Here is a 16,966-nt window from a genome sequence, read left to right as displayed (position 1 = left end):
GTAAGTGGGAAAAATAACCATTTAAGATCAACAGCTTGGTGAAAATAAAAAGAATGGATACAAATGCTTAGTGAACGCTTGACATGAATACTGGGTGGTTATAATTGGAGAGTTAGTAAAATTAATTAAGGTATGCTGGTTGAAAGCACGGGTGATGGGAACACTGCTTTTTTACCTGAATAAAGGAGGCTGGGCTGATGAAAGAAGACTTTTCCTCTGAAGCTGTTGTTCTGCCGGAGGAGATCCTGCAGAAATGGGAAACGCGTGGCGTCAGTCGCCGTGATTTTATCAAGTTCTGCACCGGGATAACGGCCACACTGGCTCTTCCTTTGTCCTTTGTCCCCAGGGTGGCCGCGGCCCTGGAAGATCTGCGTGTGCCTTTGATCTGGGTGGAATTCCAGGGGTGCACCGGGGATACGGAGGCCCTGCTGCGGGCCAATCAGCCAACCGTGGCGGAGATCCTGCTCGACCTGCTCTCCGTGGAATATCACGAAACCATCATGGCGGCCGCCGGCCAGCAGGCAGAAGAAGCCAAGCATCAGGCCATGGAAAAATACAAGGGCAAATATATTGCCGTGGTTGAAGGGTCTATCCCCGCCGGGGATGACGGTGTCTACTGCACCATTGCCGGCGACAGCGCCCTCAATATCGCCCGCAAGGTATGCGGCAATGCCGCGGCCACCATTGCCGTAGGCAACTGCGCCACCTTTGGGGGCCTGCCCGCCGCTGCCCCCAATCCCACCGGCGCCATCTCGGTGCAGGAGGCCGTTCCCGGCGCCACGGTCATCAACCTGCCGGGCTGCCCCCTGAATGCCGACAACCTCACTGCCACCATTGTCCATTTCCTCACCTTTAATCGCCTCCCGGCCACCGATCGCCTCGGGCGTCCCCTCTTTGCCTACGGTAAGCGCATTCACGACAACTGTGAGCGTCGCAGCCATTTCGATGCTGGTCAGTATGCCGAGGCCTTCGGCGACGAGGGCCATCGCAAGGGGTTCTGTCTCTACAAGCTCGGGTGCAAGGGGCCCGAGACTTTCCATAATTGCCCGTCGGTGCGCTACAACGAGGGCACCAGCTGGCCGGTCATGGCCGGTCACGGGTGCATCGGCTGTGCAGAGCCCGGTTTCTGGGATACCATGACCCCCTTCTACCGTCGTCTGCCGCAGGTGCCGGGCTTCGGGGTTGAGGTGACGGCCGATCAGATCGGTGTCGGCCTGGCAGTGGGAACGGCGGCGGCCTTTGCCGCCCATGGCGTGGCCAGCGCCTTCCGCAAGGGACATGCATTCAAATCGGACAACCTCGTGCAAAAGGACAAGGAGGAGTAGGCCATGGCCAAGAAGATCGTTGTCGATCCGATCACCCGCATCGAAGGGCACCTGCGCATCGAGGCCCAGCTGGAGGATGGCCGCATTGCCAATGCCTGGAGTTCCTCCACGGCCTTTCGTGGCATTGAGACCATCCTTAAGGGGCGTGACCCCCGGGACGCACATCATTTCACGCAACGTTTTTGCGGCGTCTGCACCACCGTGCATTCCATGGCCAGCATCCGCTGCGTGGAGGATGCCCTGGGGATTCAGATCCCCGATAACGCCCGACTTATCCGCAACCTGATCATGGGTATCCAGAACATCCAGGATCATGTTATCCATTTTTATCACCTGCATGCCCTCGACTGGGTCGATATCACCGGGGCGCTCAAGGCTGATCCCGCCGCTACCGCTAGGCTGGCCCAATCCCTCTCCGATTGGCCGGTATCGGGGACCGCCTACTTCAAGGCGATCCAGGAGCGCATCGCCGCTTTCGTCGGCACCGGCCGTCTGGGGCCCTTCGCCAATGCCTACTGGGGGCACAGTGCCTACCGGCTGCCGCCGGAAGCCAACCTCATGGCCGTGGCCCACTATCTCGAAGCGTTGGAGTGGCAGAAGGACATCATCAAGATCCACGCCATTCTCGGCTCGAAAAACCCCCATCCGCAGACGTTCCTGGTGGGTGGCATGTCCATTCCCGTCGATCCCGACAGCCAGAACGCCCTCAATGCCGACAAGATCGCCTTCATCCGCAAGCTGCTGCGCAAGGCCAGAGCTTTTGTCGAGCAGGTCTACATCCCCGATCTGCTGGCCGTGGCTTCCTTTTACAAGGATTGGGCGGGTATTGGCGGCGGCGTGGGCAACTTCCTCACCTATGGGGATTTTCCTCTCGACAATAGTGGCGGCACGGAGGCCAACTGGTTCCCGCGCGGCGTCGTGTTAGGTAAAGATCTGGCCAATGTACTGGAGATGGACCAGGCCAAGATTGCCGAATACGTCACCCATTCCTGGTACAGTTACCAGGCCGGCGATGACAAGGGACTTCACCCCTACGACGGGGAAACCTCACACAAGTACACGGGACCAAAGCCCCCTTATGATTTTCTCGACACGGAGTCCAAGTATTCCTGGGTCAAGTCCCCTCGCTATCTCGATCAGCCCATGGAGGTCGGACCGCTGGCGCGCATGGTCATCGCCTACGCCAAGGGCCATCCCGAGGTGAAGCAGGTGGTCGACTTTGTACTCGGCAAGCTGAATGTGGGGCCGGAAGCGCTCTTTTCAACCCTGGGCCGCACGGCCGCCCGCGGGATCGAGACCCTGCTGCTGGCCCAGAAGAACGAAACCTGGCTCAACCAGCTTGCCGACAACATGGGGCGGGGCATCCTTGAGGTGCATAACGGCGAAAAGTGGGATCCCTCGACCTGGCCGAAAGAAGCGGCGGGCTTCGGTTACCATGAAGCGCCTCGCGGGGCCCTGGGCCACTGGATTCGCATTGAAAACGGCGCCATTGCCAATTTTCAGGCGGTGGTGCCTTCCACCTGGAACGCCGGCCCGCGCGATCCCCTCGGACAGATGGGACCTTACGAGGCGGCTCTTATCGGTACGCCCATCGCCAATCCGGAGCAGCCCCTGGAAATCCTGCGCACCATCCACTCCTTCGATCCCTGCCTGGCCTGCGCGGTCCACGTGCTGGATGGAAGCGGCAGTGAGATCGTCAAGGTGAAAGTTCTCTGACAAGGAGGTCCGCTCATGATCCGCATCCTTTATGTTTGGGAGTTGCCGGTCCGGCTGACACACTGGATCAACGCGGTGTCTGTGGTGGTTCTTGCCGTCACCGGGCTCTACATTGGTCATCCGTTTATCAGTGCTCATTCTTCGTCCGCATACATCATGGGTTGGGTGCGCTTTATGCATTTTGTCTTTGCCTATCTCTTCGCCTTCTCCGTGCTGGCCCGTATGATCTGGTTTTTCCTGGGCAACGAATGGTCGTCCTGGCGTATGTTTCTGCCACTGGTCACCCGCAAGGGGCAGAAAAACGGCCTCGAATTCTTCCGTTATTACAGCTTCACTGGCTCGCGCATCCCCTACGAGATTGGCCACAACGCCCTGGCCACTCTGGCCTACGCCGGCGTTTTCGTCCTTTTTGTTGTGCAGATTATCAGCGGCTTCGCTCTTTATGGCCAGTACGCGCCCGGCGGTCTGTATGATTCCCTGTTCGGTTGGGTCTGGCTGCTCATCGACAATCAGTCCCTGCGCCTCGTTCATCATCTGGTGATGTGGCTGTTGGCCGGTTTCGTCATCAACCATATCTACAGTGCCTGGCTCATGGACATGAAGGAGATGAACGGCACCATGAGCAGCATCTTCGGCGGCTACAAGTACATTGACCGGGGAGAACTCTGAGGTGGCCATTCTGGTGATGGGCCTGGGCAACCTGCTGATGGGGGACGATGCCCTGGGGGTGCATGTGGTGCGGCGGCTACAGGAGCGCTTCGTCTTTCCGGAGGAGGTTCAGTTGGTTGATGGCGGGACCCTGGGTCTCGACCTGCTCCCCCGGCTCGAAGGGGTGGAACGCCTGCTGATTGTTGACGCCCTTGACATGCAGACGGCGGCGGGAACGATCGTGCGTCTGACCGGCGAAGAGGTGCCGCGCGCCTTTGCCGGCAAACTGTCCGTGCATCAGATGGGACTGCAGGATCTGCTCGTTGTGGCCGAGTTGCAGGGAAACCTGCCGCCAGAGGTCGTGGTGTGGGGGGTACAGATTGCAGTCATCGAGCCTGGGCTCCAGTTGAGTCCGGCGGTCGCCCAGGCCTTGGAGCAGGTGGTGGCCGCGGTCGCCTCCGAGCTGGAGGCCTGGGGGGTCTCTCTGGCGGCCGCCTGAAGGTGGAAAGGATGTCCATGTTTAGCCGCGTAGCTGTTTCATTGCTCCTTCTTCTGCTGGTTGTCGCCTGTGGTGACCGAGGACCGTCCTACCCCAAAGTGACGCCTCCCGACGGCTATCTGCAGCGAGCTGAAAATCAGCAGGCAGGCAAGCGCCTTTTTCTGAAGCTTTGTGCGGAATGCCATGGCAGGCCAGCGGAAGGGCGCAGCCAAAGAGCCAATTTTTTTCATCCTCCCGCCCCCCAATTCACCTCGCCTCTCTACCGTCAGGCCGATCCGGCCTATCTGTTCTGGAGGATCAGCCAGGGGAAGACGGTCGATCCCTACCTCTCTCTCGGCTCGGTGATGCCCGCCTACGGTTCCCATTTCAGCGAGGAGGAGATCTGGGCCCTCGTCGCCTACCTCCGGGTACGCTCAGGAATTTCATCAGACTGAAAAAATGAGAGCAGAAATCGCTGAAGATGGGTTGGCGGACCGGTGTCTCCCGCCATCTGCCTTTTTATTTAGGGTAAAAGGCAATTTTTTCTTTTTTATTTGAGCTAAATTTGATAAAAGAACCGGGATTTTAAGGGGATAACCTTGTCCCTTTTGTGGGAATTTCGAAAAAATATGGGAAGGCGCCGTGCCCCTTTCCGACTGGCCTTTGGGCAAACCACAAGGTGCGACGCGTCTGGAATCGTTGGATTTTCTTTTCAAACCTTTTGAACCAGGGTGATGGGAGAACAGAACCATGGAAAAGTCGGCGGCAATTACCGCACGGGATCTGGGGCTGAAGCAGATTGGCAAGATTTATCATAATCTGGGTTACGACCAGCTTTTTGAGGCAGAAGTCGCCAACAAGGAAGGCCGCGTTTCTTCCAACGGCACCATGATGGTGGATACGGGCAAGTTCACCGGACGCTCTCCCAAGGACAAATACTTTGTTCACCAGAAGCCGTCCTTCGAAAACATCGCCTGGGGCAAGGTCAACGTGGCCATGGCTCCCGAAGTCTTCGACGAGCTCTACACCGAAGTCATTGACTACCTCTCAGGCAAGGATCTTTACGTCACCGACGGCTTCTGCGGCTCCAACGAGAAGACGCGCAAATCCGTGCGCTTCGTTACCGAGTTCGCCTGGCAGTCTCACTTCGTCAGGAACATGTTTATTCGCCCCGGCGCCGAAGATCTGCAGGACTTTGCCCCCAACTTTACGGTCTATAACGCCAGCAACCTGGTGAACAAGGACTGGGAGCGCCATGGCCTCAACTCGGAGGTCTTCATCGTCTTCAATATCGAGAAGAACGTCGCCATCATCGGGGGCACCTGGTACGGCGGCGAGATGAAGAAGGGCATCTTCACCATGATGAACTACTGGCTGCCGCTGCAGGGGATCCTCTCCATGCACTGCTCGGCCAATGTCGGCAAGAAGGGTGACGTCGCCCTCTTCTTCGGACTCTCCGGGACGGGGAAGACCACCCTGTCCACTGACGCTTCCCGCAAGCTCATCGGCGACGACGAGCACGGTTGGGACGACGACGGCATTTTCAACTTTGAGGGCGGCTGCTACGCCAAGGTGATCAACCTGTCGCAGGAGAGCGAGCCGGAAATCTACAACGCCATCCAGCGCAATGCTCTGCTCGAAAACGTCGTCGCTGACGATGACGGGGTCATTAACTTCGACAGCCGCGCCAAAACCGAAAACACCCGCGTCTCCTACCCGATCGAGCACATCGAGAACCATGAGGCCAGCCTCAAGGCCGCCCATCCGAAGAACATCATCTTCCTTACCTGCGACGCCTTTGGCGTGCTGCCGCCTGTTTCCAAGCTGACAAAAGAGCAGGCCATGTATTACTTTCTCTCTGGCTATACCGCCAAGGTCGCGGGTACCGAGCGTGGCGTCACCGAGCCTTCGGCGACCTTCTCGGCCTGCTTCGGTGAAGCGTTTCTGCCTCTGCACCCGACGGCCTACGCCAAACTCCTGGGGGAGAAGATGGAAAAGCACGGCGTCAAGGCCTACCTGGTCAACACCGGCTGGGCTGGCGGCGGCTACGGAGTCGGCCAGCGCATGAGCATCAAGGCTACTCGCGCCTGCATTAACGCCATTCTTGACGGCAGCATTGAAACGGCCGAATTCGACCAGACCCGCTGGTTCCGCCTGCATATTCCCAAAGCCCTGCCGGGTGTGGACAGCGCCTTGCTCAACCCCCGCAACGCCTGGGCTGACAAGGAGGCCTTCGACGCCACCGCCAACAAACTCGCCGGCATGTTCATCGAGAACTTTAAAAAATACGTAAAGGATGGCGATGACTTCGATTTCACCAAGGCCGGACCGCAACTCTAGGCCAGGTTGAGAGCAAGTTCATGTTGCAAAGGGCGATCCTTAAGGGGTCGCCCTTTGTCTTTTCAGGGGGGCCGCATTTGGCGCCTTTCTTCACGGGTCTTCTCTGGTGGTTAGTTTCTGGACTTTACCCGGTGGATTTTGTATCTTGGCCCATCAGGGCGTTTCCTGTTGAAAAGCCTGGTGAAACGGTGTGAGACCGCGGAGGTCCTGTTGGTAAAAAAAGAAAAAAAGAAAGATAAAGTCATCTCAGAAGAATTGCCATTGTTGCCGGTGCGTGATGTGGTGGTCTTCCCCTATATGGTTGTCCCCCTCTTCGTTGGCCGCCCCAAGTCCATTGCGGCGGTGGATGCCTCCCTTGAAGGCGACCGCCTGATTTTTCTGGCGACGCAGAAGGATGTCGATGCCGAAGATCCTGCGGCCGAGGACATCTACGACGTGGGTACGGTAGCGATGATCATGCGTATGCTCAAACTGCCGGATGGCCGCGTCAAGGTGCTCGTGCAGGGGGTTTCTCGCGCCCGGGCTCTCGATGTCCTGCAGGAAGAGCCCTTTATTATGGCCAAGGTGCACAGGGTGCCTGAGCCGGCGGTCCAGGTGAACCTCGAGGTTGAAGCCCTGATGCGTACGGTGCGCGATTCTCTGACTCGGGCCATGACCCTGGGCAAAAGTCTGCCGCCAGAAATCCAGGTAGTGCTGGAGAACGTGGAAGACCCGGGCAATCTCGCTGATCTCGTCGTCAGCAATCTGGGGTTGAAGGTCACCGAAACCCAACAGACCCTGGAGATACTCGAGCCGCTCGAACGGCTTGAAAAGGTCAAGTCCCTCCTCGACCGGGAGTTGGAGCTATTGACCATGCAGGAGCGTATCCAGAGCCAGGTCAAGGAGGAGGTCAGCAAGTCGCAGCGGGAATATTATCTGCGGGAACAGATGCGTGCCATCCAGGCCGAGCTTGGCGAGAGCGATCAGCGCTCGGAGGATGTGGCCGAGTTGCGTGCTCGTCTGGCCGAGGCCGGTCTGCCGGCCGAGTCCATGGCCGAAGCGGAAAAACAGCTGCGCCGCCTGGAGACCATGCATCCCGAAGCCGCTGAGTACTCGATGCTGCTGACGTACCTGGAGTGGCTCGCCGATCTGCCCTGGAGTAACGGCACCCGTGACAAACTCGATTTGAAGCGGGCCAGAAAGATTCTGGATGAAGACCATTATGACCTGGAAAAAGTCAAGGACAGGATTCTGGAATTTCTGGCCGTACGCAAGCTCAACCGGAACCTGAAGGGGCCTGTGCTCTGCTTTGTCGGCCCTCCCGGCGTCGGCAAGACCAGTCTGGGCAAGTCCATTGCCAGAGCCCTCGGCCGCCAGTTTGTGCGCATCTCCCTGGGGGGTGTACGGGATGAGGCGGAAATCCGTGGTCATCGGCGCACCTACGTCGGCGCCTTGCCCGGTCGTATCATTCAGGGGATCAAGCAGGCCGGCACCAATAACCCGGTCTTCATGCTCGATGAACTGGACAAGCTGGGCGCCGATTTTCGAGGGGATCCTTCCTCAGCCCTGCTGGAACTGCTCGATCCCGAACAGAACCATGCTTTTTCTGATCACTATATCAATCTGCCCTTCGACCTTTCCAACGTCATGTTCATTGCCACGGCCAATGTGATGGATCCCATCCCTTCGGCCCTCAAGGACCGCATGGAGGTTATCCGCCTGGCCGGATACGACCTGGAGGAGAAGCTCTTCATCGCCGAGAAGTATCTGGTGCCCCGGCAGCTTGAAGCCAACGGTCTGCGCAAGGGCGACGCTGACTTTACCCGCCAGGCCCTGCACAAGGTCATTGCCGAGTACACGGCCGAGGCGGGTCTGCGTAACCTCGAGCGGGAGCTGGGCAGCATCTGCCGCAAGATTGCCCGGCGCTTCGCCGAAGGGGGGCGCAAGAAAGCGGTGAAGGTCACCGCCGGTACCGTCAGCGGTTTTCTGGGCCCGCCTAAATTCCTGCCGGAGGAGAAGCGAGGTGAGAGCGAAGTCGGCGTGGCGACCGGCCTGGCCTGGACCCAGGTCGGGGGGGAGATTCTCAGTGTCGAGGCCAGTACCATGAAAGGAAAGGGGAAGCTGTCCCTGACCGGGCAGCTCGGCGAGGTCATGAAGGAGAGCGCCCAGGCGGCCCTGTCCTACACCCGTACCCGCGCCGCCGCCCTCGGGATCGAAGAGGATTTTCTGGACAAGATGGATATTCACGTTCACGTCCCCGCCGGCGCCATTCCCAAGGACGGCCCCAGCGCCGGTATCACCATGGCCACCGCCCTTATCTCGACTCTCGCGGGAATTCCCGTGCGGCAGGATGTGGCCATGACCGGGGAACTGACGCTGCGCGGCCATGTTCTGCCCATCGGCGGTTTGAAGGAAAAGGCCCTGGCGGCGGTGCGTGCCGGCATCAAGACGGTGATCATTCCCCGGCGCAATGAAAAGGATCTGGTGGATATCCCCCCCCATTTGCGTAAAAAGGTGGACTTTGTCCTGGCCGCAACCATGGACGAGGTGCTGAAGGCTGCTTTAGAAGGGCGCCATGAAGCTGGCTGAGATCGGCGAATTCGGTTTCATCGAACGTATCCGGCAACGGGCCGGCGGTGCGGGGGTGCGCCTGGCCATCGGTGACGATTGTGCGGCCGTGGAGGTGCGCGACAGTCACCTTCAACTCACCAGCAAGGACCTGCTCATCGAAGGGGTTCACTTTCGGCGGGACTGGACGGATCTCTACCGCCTGGGACGCAAGAGTGTCTCTGTCAATGTCAGCGATGTGGCCGCCATGGGAGGCAATCCAGAATATCTCTTTCTCGGTCTGGCGATGGCGTCCACCCTGACCGTGGAAGACCTTGATACCTTTGTCGACGGTTTCCTGGCGGCGGCACAGGATTACGGGGTTCGGCTCATCGGCGGCGATACCTGTCGCTCCCCCGGGCCGCTGATTATTTCAGTGACGGTGCAGGGGAGTGTGCCCGCTGAGCAGATGATCTGCCGCAGCGGTGCCCGGCCCGGTGATGCCGTCTATGTCTCCGGCACTCTGGGCGACAGCGGCCTCGCCCTGCAGCTTCTGCAGGCGGGACAACCGCTTTCGTCTCAGCTGTCGGCGCGCCATCACGACCCCCGGGCCCGCACTGAATTGGGACGGGCTCTCGCCGCCGCCCACATACCCTCGGCCATGATCGATCTTTCCGATGGTTTGCTGGCCGATCTTGGCCATGTTCTGACGGCTTCCGGTGCCGGTGCTCACATCGATGCGGAGGCTTTGCCCCTTTCTGTCGATTTTCAGGCGGCCCTGTCCCATGGGCAGGCCTCTCTTGACCTGGCCCTGGCCGGTGGCGAGGATTACGAACTTCTCTTCACGGTTCCGGCCAGCCGGGAAGATCGGCTGGCCGAGCTTTCGCGCCAGTTCAAACTGGACCTGACTCGTATCGGCTACATTGGTCCGCTGGAGGATGGCCTGAAAATCCGGAGGGGTTCCGACGAGATGGCGGCCAGTGGCCGAAAAGGCTATAATCACTTTTCCTGAAGGTTCGGAGCTGACGGACCAGGCAAGGACCTCTGTGAAAGAAGGGCTCTCCACGCGAAAAACCCCATTTGTCGGTAGTGAATTTCCGGACAGGGAATTTACCGAGCTGACGGATTTTTTGCGGGAAACTCGGGGCTTTAACCTGGAGATGTACAAGGACCGCTGCATCAAGCGGCGGATTGCCACCCGGGTACGGGCCCTGGGGTTTGATAACGCGGCAGATTACCTCGCCGTGTTGCGCCGCCAGCCGGCAGAGGCGGACACCCTGCTGGCTGCCCTGACTATTCATGTCTCGCAATTTTTTCGCAATCCCAGCACCTTCCTCCTGCTGGAAGAGAAGGTGCTGCCCGACCTCCTGGCGCTTGCTGCCGCACAAGGGCGCCGGACCCTGCGCCTGTGGAGCGTGGGGTGTGCTGGTGGTGAGGAACCCTATTCGCTGGCCATTCTGTTGGCCGGACTCCTCAAGGAAGGAATGACGGCGCGGATACTCGGTACCGATGTCAGTGATGCTGTTCTCGAGCGGGCTCGTCAGGGGCTCTTCGACGCCCAGAGGTTGGCGGAGGTTCCCATGGACCTGCGCCGGCAATGCTTCGAGCAGTCAGAGGGACAATACCGTCTGCGCGAATCCTTCCGACAGATGGTTTCCTTCCGCCATCACAACATCATGGCCGATTCCTCTTATCCCAAGGTCGATCTGGTCATGTGCCGCAATGTTCTCATTTACTTCTCCCGCGAGGAACAGGAGAAAATTATCCTGCGCTTTGCCGAGATTCTGCCACCGGGCGGGGTTCTGGTGCTGGGAAAATCCGAGACCCTGCTGGGACAGAGTCGCGACCGGTTCGAACCGGAAAGTTTAAGCGAACGTATTTACAGGCGTAAAGCGTCTTTGATATGAAGAACAGTGTCTGTTTTTGCAAAGGAGCGCATCGATGCGGGTAGAGATCACCTACAAGTTCGTCATCGGGTTCATCATCGTCATTGCCTCGACGGTGGCTGTTCCCTATGTCGTCCCCTATCTGGGGGTGGACCCCCAGTGGCAGCAACTTTTCACCACGGTATTCGCCCTGTTGGTCGGTCTGGTGATTGGCTGGTTTTTTTCCAAGGCGTTCAGCACCAACATCCGCATTCTCAATGCGGGGGCTGAACGTTTCAGTAAGGGGGATTTTTCACGGGCCGTGAAGGTGCCGCCGAGCTTTCTGGAAGATGAAACGGCAGATCTGGCGGCCTCGCTGAACCGGGTGGGTGAGAGCCTGCGTCAACTGGTGACACAGATTCGGGCGACCTCCCTGCAGGTCAACGATGCGGCCCAGGGACTGACGGCGACCTCCGAGGAAATGACGGCGTCCGCTCATGAAGTCGCTAATGCCGTGGAGCAGATCAGCGGTGGCGCCGAGACTCAGGCCGAGATGGTGGAAAAGGCCTCGAAGCTCATTCGCGAGGTGGCCCTGTCCATCGACCTGGTGGCTGCTTCGGCCCAGAAGGTCGCCTCCTCCGCCACTGAAACGGCGACCACGGCGCAAAAAGGCGGCCAGACGGCGCGCTCGACCATGGAGAGGATGAAGAAGGTCCTGGGTGATGTGGAAAAAGGCGGGGATCAGCTCTTTTCTTTCGGGTTGCGGCTGCAGAAGATCGAAAAGATTGTCGAGGTTATCACCGGCATTGCCGAAAAGACCAATCTCCTGGCTCTGAACGCCTCCATAGAGGCCGCGCGGGCAGGTGAGTCGGGCAGGGGCTTTGCGGTTGTAGCCCAGGAAATCAGCAAACTGGCCGATTCTTCGGCACGCTCGGCGGGGGAGATTACCGCCCTGGTCGAGGGGATTCAGGCCGAAAGTGAAAAAGTACAGGGCGCCATGAAGGAGACGATCCGCGAAATGGCCGCCGGTCATGAAGCCGTTGACGTGACGGGTAGCGCCTTCGAGGAAATCATCGAGACAGCACTAGGGACCAAAACCAAGGCGACGAGCATTGCTGAGCTGGCGGTGAAGCAGTCGGAAGGAGCCAGCAGTATCGTGCGTACCATTGACGAAATTTCGCGGGTCGTGACAGACAACGCCGCCTCCACCGAGGAAGTATCCGCCGTGACCCAGGAGCAGTCGGCCGCCATGGAGGAAATGTCCCATGCGGCCCAGGAGCTGTCGGCGCTGGCCGACACTTTGATGCGGGCCGTGGATCAATTTCACATTGGGGCGGAACGCGAATGAGCGAAGGGAATTACGAACAGATACTCACCTTTGCCCTCTGCGGCCGGCTGTACGGGGTGGAGGTGGCCAGAATTCAGGAAGTGGTCAAGGCCCCCGAGTTTTATTTTATCCCCCGGGCTGGTTTCCCTTATGCCGGCGCCATTAACTTTCATGGCAAAGTTGTTCCCGTCCTGGATCTGCCGGCCATGATCGACCCCGCCAGCAAAAGGCGCGACAAGCGGGTTGTCGTTCTTCATCCTGATTTGTGCGTACTGGGTTTTAGGGTGGAAAGTATCGACGGACTCGTTCTGCTTGAAGCCGACACTATTCCGGGGGACAAGGCGTCCGGCGAAGAAGAGACCTATATTCGCTGCCGGGTGGATCATGAAAACAGAGAGCTGTGCCTGCTCGATGTGGAAAAACTGGTAAGTACTCTGGGCGAATCCAGGGAGCCAGACAGGAGGAAATCATGGGGCTGAAGATCCTGATTGTCGACGATGCCCTGTTCATGCGCAACATGTTGCGGGAAATATTCACGGCGGCTGGCCATGAGGTGGTCGGCGAAGCCGGTAATGGCGAGGAGGCGGTGGAACGATATCGCACACTTCGTCCCGACCTGGTGACCATGGATATCGTCATGCCCGAGCGCAGCGGCATTGAGGCGCTGAAGGATATCCTGCGTTTTCATCCCCAGGCGCAGGTCGTCATGTGCAGCGCCCTCGGCCAGGAGACCCTGATGGCCGAAGCCGTGGAGGCGGGGGCCAGGGATTTTATCGTCAAGCCATTCAAGGCCGAGCGGGTGCTTGAGGTCGCGAACCGGATGACCGCCGCCGGCTAACTGCGTCTTTCCTGGGTACTGCCATGGATATGTCGAAATACAAAGAGATGTTTCTGAGCGAAACCGCCGAGCATCTCGAGAAAATGGGACAGCTGATTGTCGCTCTGGAGGCGGACCCTGCCGACAAGGCGGGCATCGACGCTCTTTTCCGGGAGGCCCATTCCATCAAAGGGATGGCCGCTTCCATGGGGTACGAGCAGACGGCCAAGCTGTCTCACCACCTGGAAGACTACATGGCGGGTTTCCGTCAGAGTGGCCGGGTGCCCGTCGAAGCCGTCGATCGCCTGATGGCCGGGCTGGACCTGCTGGAGAAGCTGCTGGAGGACCTGAAGGCCTCCCAGCCCGAGCGGGAGGTGGCGGATTTTCTGGCCTCCCCGCTGGCCCCTGCCGGCCCCGGCGGCGGACCCTCTGTGCCTCTGCAGGGGATTCAGGTCGCTATCGAGTTTGCCGAAAATACGGAAATGCCGGCTATCCGGGCGATGTTGCTGCTGAAGGAACTCGCCAGCGTCGGTACCGTGCTGGCCAGCAAACCAACCGCCGCCACTCTGCGACAGGGAGGGGCGTTGCGGCGGTTGCATGTGCTGCTTGACACGGAACTGGCGGCTGATGATTTGCGCGCCGCCCTGCTGCGCAACAGGGATGTCAGCCGCGTCGCCATAAGGCAGACGGCAGCCAAGGTTTCTCCCAAAGAGCCTTCTGCACCCGGATCGTCGCCACAGGTGCCGGCTCGGGCAAGGCAAAAGCAGGAAGCGGTTCGCTCCGTCCGTGTACGCACGGATCTTCTCGATCGTTTTATCCAACTGACGGGAGAGCTGATTACCAACCGGTATCAGCTTTTTTCCGCCTCCCAGGTAGAAAGCTGGGACGGACTCAGGGACGGACTGGACGAGCTCAATCGGCTGATCTCCGAGCTTTACCATGACGTGCTGCAGGTACGCATGATGCCGCTGGAAAGCATTACGGGACGGCTGCCACGCCTGGTCAGAGATCTGGCGCGCAGTACGGGAAAGAAGGTGTCCCTGCAGTTGGCCGGCGAAAATATCGAGTTGGATAGAGCCATTCTGGAAGAACTGGCCGATCCCCTGGTGCACATGGTACGCAATGCCGTGGACCATGGCATCGAAAAAGCCGGAGAAGTCAGGGTGGCGGCCTGGCGGGAAAAAGATCTGGCCTTGGTGGAGATTGCCGACAATGGGCGTGGCATGGACCCTGAGAACTTAAGGCGCCGGGCGGTGGAAAAGGGTCTTCTTTCCTCAGCTCAGGCCCGGAGTATGCGGGATGCCGATGCCTTGCAGCTTATCTGCTATCCGGGATTTTCCACGGCCCCTACGGTAACAGAGACCTCGGGGCGAGGCGTCGGCATGGATGTGGTCAAGTCGGCGGTGGAAAGCCTTGGCGGTACCCTGGAAATTTTCAGCTCCCACGGCCAGGGGACGCGCTTCCTGCTCAAACTGCCGCTGTCGGTCGCCATCATTCATATCCTTCTCGTCCGCTGCCATGAACAGCTCATTGGTATTCCAGTGACCCGGGTGCAGCGCTCCGTGGAGGTCACTCCAGAGGAGATCCTTTCCTCCGGCCGCCAAAAAGTCATTCGCCTGGTCGAGAATTATGGGGAAGAAGAGCCGGTTGAGGTAGACATTCCCCTGCTGTCACTGCGCAAGATGCTCGGGTTACCCGCCCGTCCCTTCTCGGGATCCATTCCCGTGGTGCTGACAGAGATTCGCGGTAGACGGGTAGGTTTGGTGGTGGACAAGCTGGCCGGCCACCGCCAGGTGTTCGTACAGAGTCTCGCCTTCCCCCTCGACAATCTTGCCGGTGTCAGTGGGGCCACCGTTTTGGGTGATGGCCACCTTGTCTTTATCGTCGACCCATCGGCCATGCTCGATGAACGCTACAAGCCCCTGACTGCCCCGCCACCAGGAGGCTTCCGATGAACAGCCAGGACCTCTCCGCCCTCCAGCTCGACGCGCTGCGGGAAATCAGCCATATCGGCATGGGGCAGGGGGCTACGGCTCTCTCGCAGCTGCTTTCTGCCCGGATTGAGCTCCGGGTGCCCCGCGTATCGAGGGTCGATATTGCGCAGGTACCGGAATTGCTTGGTGGTGCCGAGACCCCTGTCGTCGGTGTGGCGCTGCAGATCCTTGGCGACGCCAGGGGCGATCTTTTGCTGATCCTGCCCCAAGAGAGCGCCCACCGGCTGCTGATAAGGCTGCTAGGGAAGACTCCTGGCTCAGCACTGCTTTTGGACGAGCTCGGAGCCTCGGCGCTGCGGGAGCTTGCCAACATTCTGGCCTCGGCCTACCTTGGCGCTCTCGGAGACCTGCTGGGGATATCGCTGTTGCCTTCACCGCCCCTGCTGGCGGCCGATATGCTGGGGGCCATTGTCGACGATATCCTCATTGCCCTGAGCCTTGGCGGCAATACGGCCCTGATGGTGGAAACCGAGTTTGTCAGCGCGCCCATGGCGGCAGAGTCCATTGTCGGTCACCTGTTTCTGATCCCCGACCCCTCTTTGCTGGCTGTGCTCGGTCGTCGGCTGGAGGGCGCATGACTGAACCGGCCAGGGAGAAGGTGGGCATCGCCGTCCACCGCGTGGCCAGAGCTCCACTGCTGCTGGTAGCCCCCGGGCTCGGCTCCTGCCTGGGGATCGTGCTTTACGACCCGGCGAGTAAAATAGGGGGTCTGGCGCACTCACTGCTGCCGGCTGCTCCGGTGGGGAGGGAAAGCGAAACGACGGGCAAATTTGTCGACGGAGCCATCATCGGCATGGTTGCGGAGATGACAGCCCTGGGGGCTGATCGGCAACGGATCTGGTCCAGGATCGCCGGCGGCGCCAACATGTTTGCCTCGCTGCCGGGACCAGCTGAAGACAGGGTCGGGGCTCGCAACGTCCGCCGGGCCCGTGAGACTCTGGAGTCCTTGAACATTCCCCTGCTGGGTGAGGATGTGGGTGGGGATTTTGGACGCACGCTGGAATTCGATCTGGCCACGGGTCAGGTTCGGGTGAGAACGGTCTGCGGACCGCAGTCCGATTATCTGATTTGACAAAACGGAGGTTGATAAGATGCCATGGCATAGCCTGAAGGTTTTTTTAACGGTTTTTTGTTCTCTTTTGCTGCTGGTGCCCGGGGAAACTCCCGCGCAGGGACCGGACCTAACGCGTGTGATAGATGCAGTGGAGGCTCCTTTCCGGCCTGACAAAAACGGCCGACAGGCCATTGCCTCCTTCGAGGCCGCTTTTGCGCAGGAGTCGATGATTGCCTCGCTTGAGCAGAGCCAAGAGGGCAGCGGTATCATGCAGGTGAAGTTCGTTCCTCCGGGAAAAGAAAAGCCGGCCCAGGTCAGGTTCCGCTGGATCTACACAATCCCCTCCAGTCAGGAGATTGTCTCCGATGGGGAGACGGTCTGGGTCTACCTGCCCGAAAACCAGCAGGTTCTGCAGAGTTCTCTGGCGGAAGTCGGCGCCGATCAGGCCCAGGAAAATCCTCTGGTTTTTATAACCGGGCTTGGTAATCTGTCGGAAAATTTCAAACTGTCCTGGGCCAGTCCACGCCAGGACGCGGATGGTAACTACCTGCTGGCCCTGGAGCCGAAAAAACCATCCGCTATGGTACTGAGCCTGCGCCTCGCCGTGGCGAAAGAAGCGGTGCTGAACCAGGGCAAAGAACCCGTCTTTCCTCTGCGGAAGGTGGAGATCATCGATACGAACGACAACCGGACCCAGCTGTCCTTCGGTGATGTGCGGATCAATCCGCCGCTGGCGGACAGTCGTTTTGATTTCCAGGTTCCCGCCGGTGTCGAGGTGGTGACACCGGATCAGTTTGGGCCGGCTTTCTAGGGGATATCCCTCCGAAAGAGACTTTTCAACCGTGACGATACGTGCTATAAGTACCTGATTAAATG

16 protein-coding genes are annotated in these 16,966 nt (G+C 59.3%); all 16 read left to right on the top strand.

Annotated features, from left to right (window positions below):
• Positions 1-197: 197 nt before the first annotated feature.
• The 16 genes from AOP6_RS14410 (at position 198) to AOP6_RS14335 (ending at position 16,901) form a co-directional block, all read left to right on the top strand.
• Positions 198-1,325, top strand: a complete 1,128-nt coding sequence (locus AOP6_RS14410; RefSeq protein ID WP_155877421.1) for a hydrogenase small subunit — start codon at positions 198-200, stop codon at positions 1,323-1,325.
• A 3-nt stretch (positions 1,326-1,328) separates the two neighbouring features.
• Positions 1,329-3,041, top strand: coding sequence for a nickel-dependent hydrogenase large subunit (locus AOP6_RS14405; protein ID WP_155877420.1), 1,713 nt, complete (start codon positions 1,329-1,331; stop codon positions 3,039-3,041).
• Between the two features lie 15 nt (positions 3,042-3,056).
• Positions 3,057-3,710, top strand: a complete 654-nt coding sequence (cybH, locus tag AOP6_RS14400; RefSeq protein ID WP_155877419.1) for a Ni/Fe-hydrogenase, b-type cytochrome subunit — start codon at positions 3,057-3,059, stop codon at positions 3,708-3,710.
• Between the two features lies 1 nt (position 3,711).
• Positions 3,712-4,188 (top strand): HyaD/HybD family hydrogenase maturation endopeptidase, encoded by a 477-nt coding sequence (locus AOP6_RS14395; RefSeq protein WP_155877418.1) that lies wholly within the window; start codon positions 3,712-3,714, stop codon positions 4,186-4,188.
• An 11-nt stretch (positions 4,189-4,199) separates the two neighbouring features.
• Positions 4,200-4,622, top strand: a complete 423-nt coding sequence (locus AOP6_RS14390) for a cytochrome c (protein ID WP_155877417.1) — start codon at positions 4,200-4,202, stop codon at positions 4,620-4,622.
• Between the two features lie 295 nt (positions 4,623-4,917).
• Complete coding sequence (pckA, locus tag AOP6_RS14385) at positions 4,918-6,507, top strand: phosphoenolpyruvate carboxykinase (ATP) (protein WP_155877416.1); 1,590 nt, start codon at positions 4,918-4,920, stop codon at positions 6,505-6,507.
• 210 nt (positions 6,508-6,717) lie between these two features.
• Entirely contained in the window at positions 6,718-9,075 is a 2,358-nt protein-coding gene (gene lon / locus AOP6_RS14380; protein WP_155877415.1) for an endopeptidase La, read from the top strand.
• Positions 9,062-10,045 carry a thiamine-phosphate kinase gene (thiL, locus tag AOP6_RS14375; RefSeq protein WP_155877414.1) on the top strand — a complete coding sequence of 328 codons (984 nt, stop codon included), beginning with the start codon at positions 9,062-9,064 and terminating at the stop codon, positions 10,043-10,045. The genes lon and thiL overlap by 14 nt, the downstream gene beginning before the upstream one ends.
• Before the next feature lie 34 nt (positions 10,046-10,079).
• Positions 10,080-10,940 carry a protein-glutamate O-methyltransferase CheR gene (locus tag AOP6_RS14370; protein WP_213194632.1) on the top strand — a complete coding sequence of 287 codons (861 nt, stop codon included), beginning with the start codon at positions 10,080-10,082 and terminating at the stop codon, positions 10,938-10,940.
• 34 nt (positions 10,941-10,974) lie between these two features.
• Positions 10,975-12,246 (top strand): HAMP domain-containing methyl-accepting chemotaxis protein, encoded by a 1,272-nt coding sequence (locus AOP6_RS14365; protein ID WP_155877412.1) that lies wholly within the window; start codon positions 10,975-10,977, stop codon positions 12,244-12,246.
• Complete coding sequence (locus AOP6_RS14360) at positions 12,243-12,704, top strand: chemotaxis protein CheW (RefSeq protein ID WP_155877411.1); 462 nt, start codon at positions 12,243-12,245, stop codon at positions 12,702-12,704. Before AOP6_RS14365 ends, AOP6_RS14360 begins: the two co-directional genes overlap by 4 nt.
• A complete protein-coding gene (locus AOP6_RS14355; RefSeq protein ID WP_155877410.1) occupies positions 12,695-13,063 on the top strand; it encodes a response regulator in 369 nt (122 codons plus the stop codon). Before AOP6_RS14360 ends, AOP6_RS14355 begins: the two co-directional genes overlap by 10 nt.
• Before the next feature lie 23 nt (positions 13,064-13,086).
• Complete coding sequence (locus AOP6_RS14350) at positions 13,087-14,997, top strand: chemotaxis protein CheA (RefSeq protein WP_155877409.1); 1,911 nt, start codon at positions 13,087-13,089, stop codon at positions 14,995-14,997.
• The gene (locus tag AOP6_RS14345; protein WP_155877408.1) at positions 14,994-15,614 is read left to right on the top strand and encodes a chemotaxis protein CheC; all 621 of its coding nucleotides are present in this window, start codon (positions 14,994-14,996) and stop codon (positions 15,612-15,614) included. Before AOP6_RS14350 ends, AOP6_RS14345 begins: the two co-directional genes overlap by 4 nt.
• The gene (locus AOP6_RS14340) at positions 15,611-16,108 is read left to right on the top strand and encodes a chemotaxis protein CheD (RefSeq protein WP_155877407.1); all 498 of its coding nucleotides are present in this window, start codon (positions 15,611-15,613) and stop codon (positions 16,106-16,108) included. The genes AOP6_RS14345 and AOP6_RS14340 overlap by 4 nt, the downstream gene beginning before the upstream one ends.
• A gap of 118 nt (positions 16,109-16,226) precedes the next feature.
• Positions 16,227-16,901 carry an outer membrane lipoprotein carrier protein LolA gene (locus AOP6_RS14335; protein ID WP_213194630.1) on the top strand — a complete coding sequence of 225 codons (675 nt, stop codon included), beginning with the start codon at positions 16,227-16,229 and terminating at the stop codon, positions 16,899-16,901.
• Positions 16,902-16,966: the final 65 nt, after the last annotated feature.

The organism is Desulfuromonas sp. AOP6, from assembly GCF_009731355.2.
Taxonomy (GTDB): domain Bacteria; phylum Desulfobacterota; class Desulfuromonadia; order Desulfuromonadales; family SZUA-540; genus SZUA-540.
This window is presented reverse-complemented; position numbering and strand designations above follow the sequence as displayed.

Coding starts and splice junctions, on each gene's coding strand:
- AOP6_RS14410 (WP_155877421.1), top strand. CDS start 198: ATGAAAGAAGACTTTTCCTCTGAAGCTGTTGTTCTGCCGGAGGAGATC.
- AOP6_RS14405 (WP_155877420.1), top strand. CDS start 1,329: ATGGCCAAGAAGATCGTTGTCGATCCGATCACCCGCATCGAAGGGCAC.
- cybH (WP_155877419.1), top strand. CDS start 3,057: ATGATCCGCATCCTTTATGTTTGGGAGTTGCCGGTCCGGCTGACACAC.
- AOP6_RS14390 (WP_155877417.1), top strand. CDS start 4,200: ATGTCCATGTTTAGCCGCGTAGCTGTTTCATTGCTCCTTCTTCTGCTG.
- pckA (WP_155877416.1), top strand. CDS start 4,918: ATGGAAAAGTCGGCGGCAATTACCGCACGGGATCTGGGGCTGAAGCAG.
- thiL (WP_155877414.1), top strand. CDS start 9,062: ATGAAGCTGGCTGAGATCGGCGAATTCGGTTTCATCGAACGTATCCGG.
- AOP6_RS14365 (WP_155877412.1), top strand. CDS start 10,975: ATGCGGGTAGAGATCACCTACAAGTTCGTCATCGGGTTCATCATCGTC.
- AOP6_RS14360 (WP_155877411.1), top strand. CDS start 12,243: ATGAGCGAAGGGAATTACGAACAGATACTCACCTTTGCCCTCTGCGGC.
- AOP6_RS14355 (WP_155877410.1), top strand. CDS start 12,695: ATGGGGCTGAAGATCCTGATTGTCGACGATGCCCTGTTCATGCGCAAC.
- AOP6_RS14350 (WP_155877409.1), top strand. CDS start 13,087: ATGGATATGTCGAAATACAAAGAGATGTTTCTGAGCGAAACCGCCGAG.
- AOP6_RS14345 (WP_155877408.1), top strand. CDS start 14,994: ATGAACAGCCAGGACCTCTCCGCCCTCCAGCTCGACGCGCTGCGGGAA.
- AOP6_RS14340 (WP_155877407.1), top strand. CDS start 15,611: ATGACTGAACCGGCCAGGGAGAAGGTGGGCATCGCCGTCCACCGCGTG.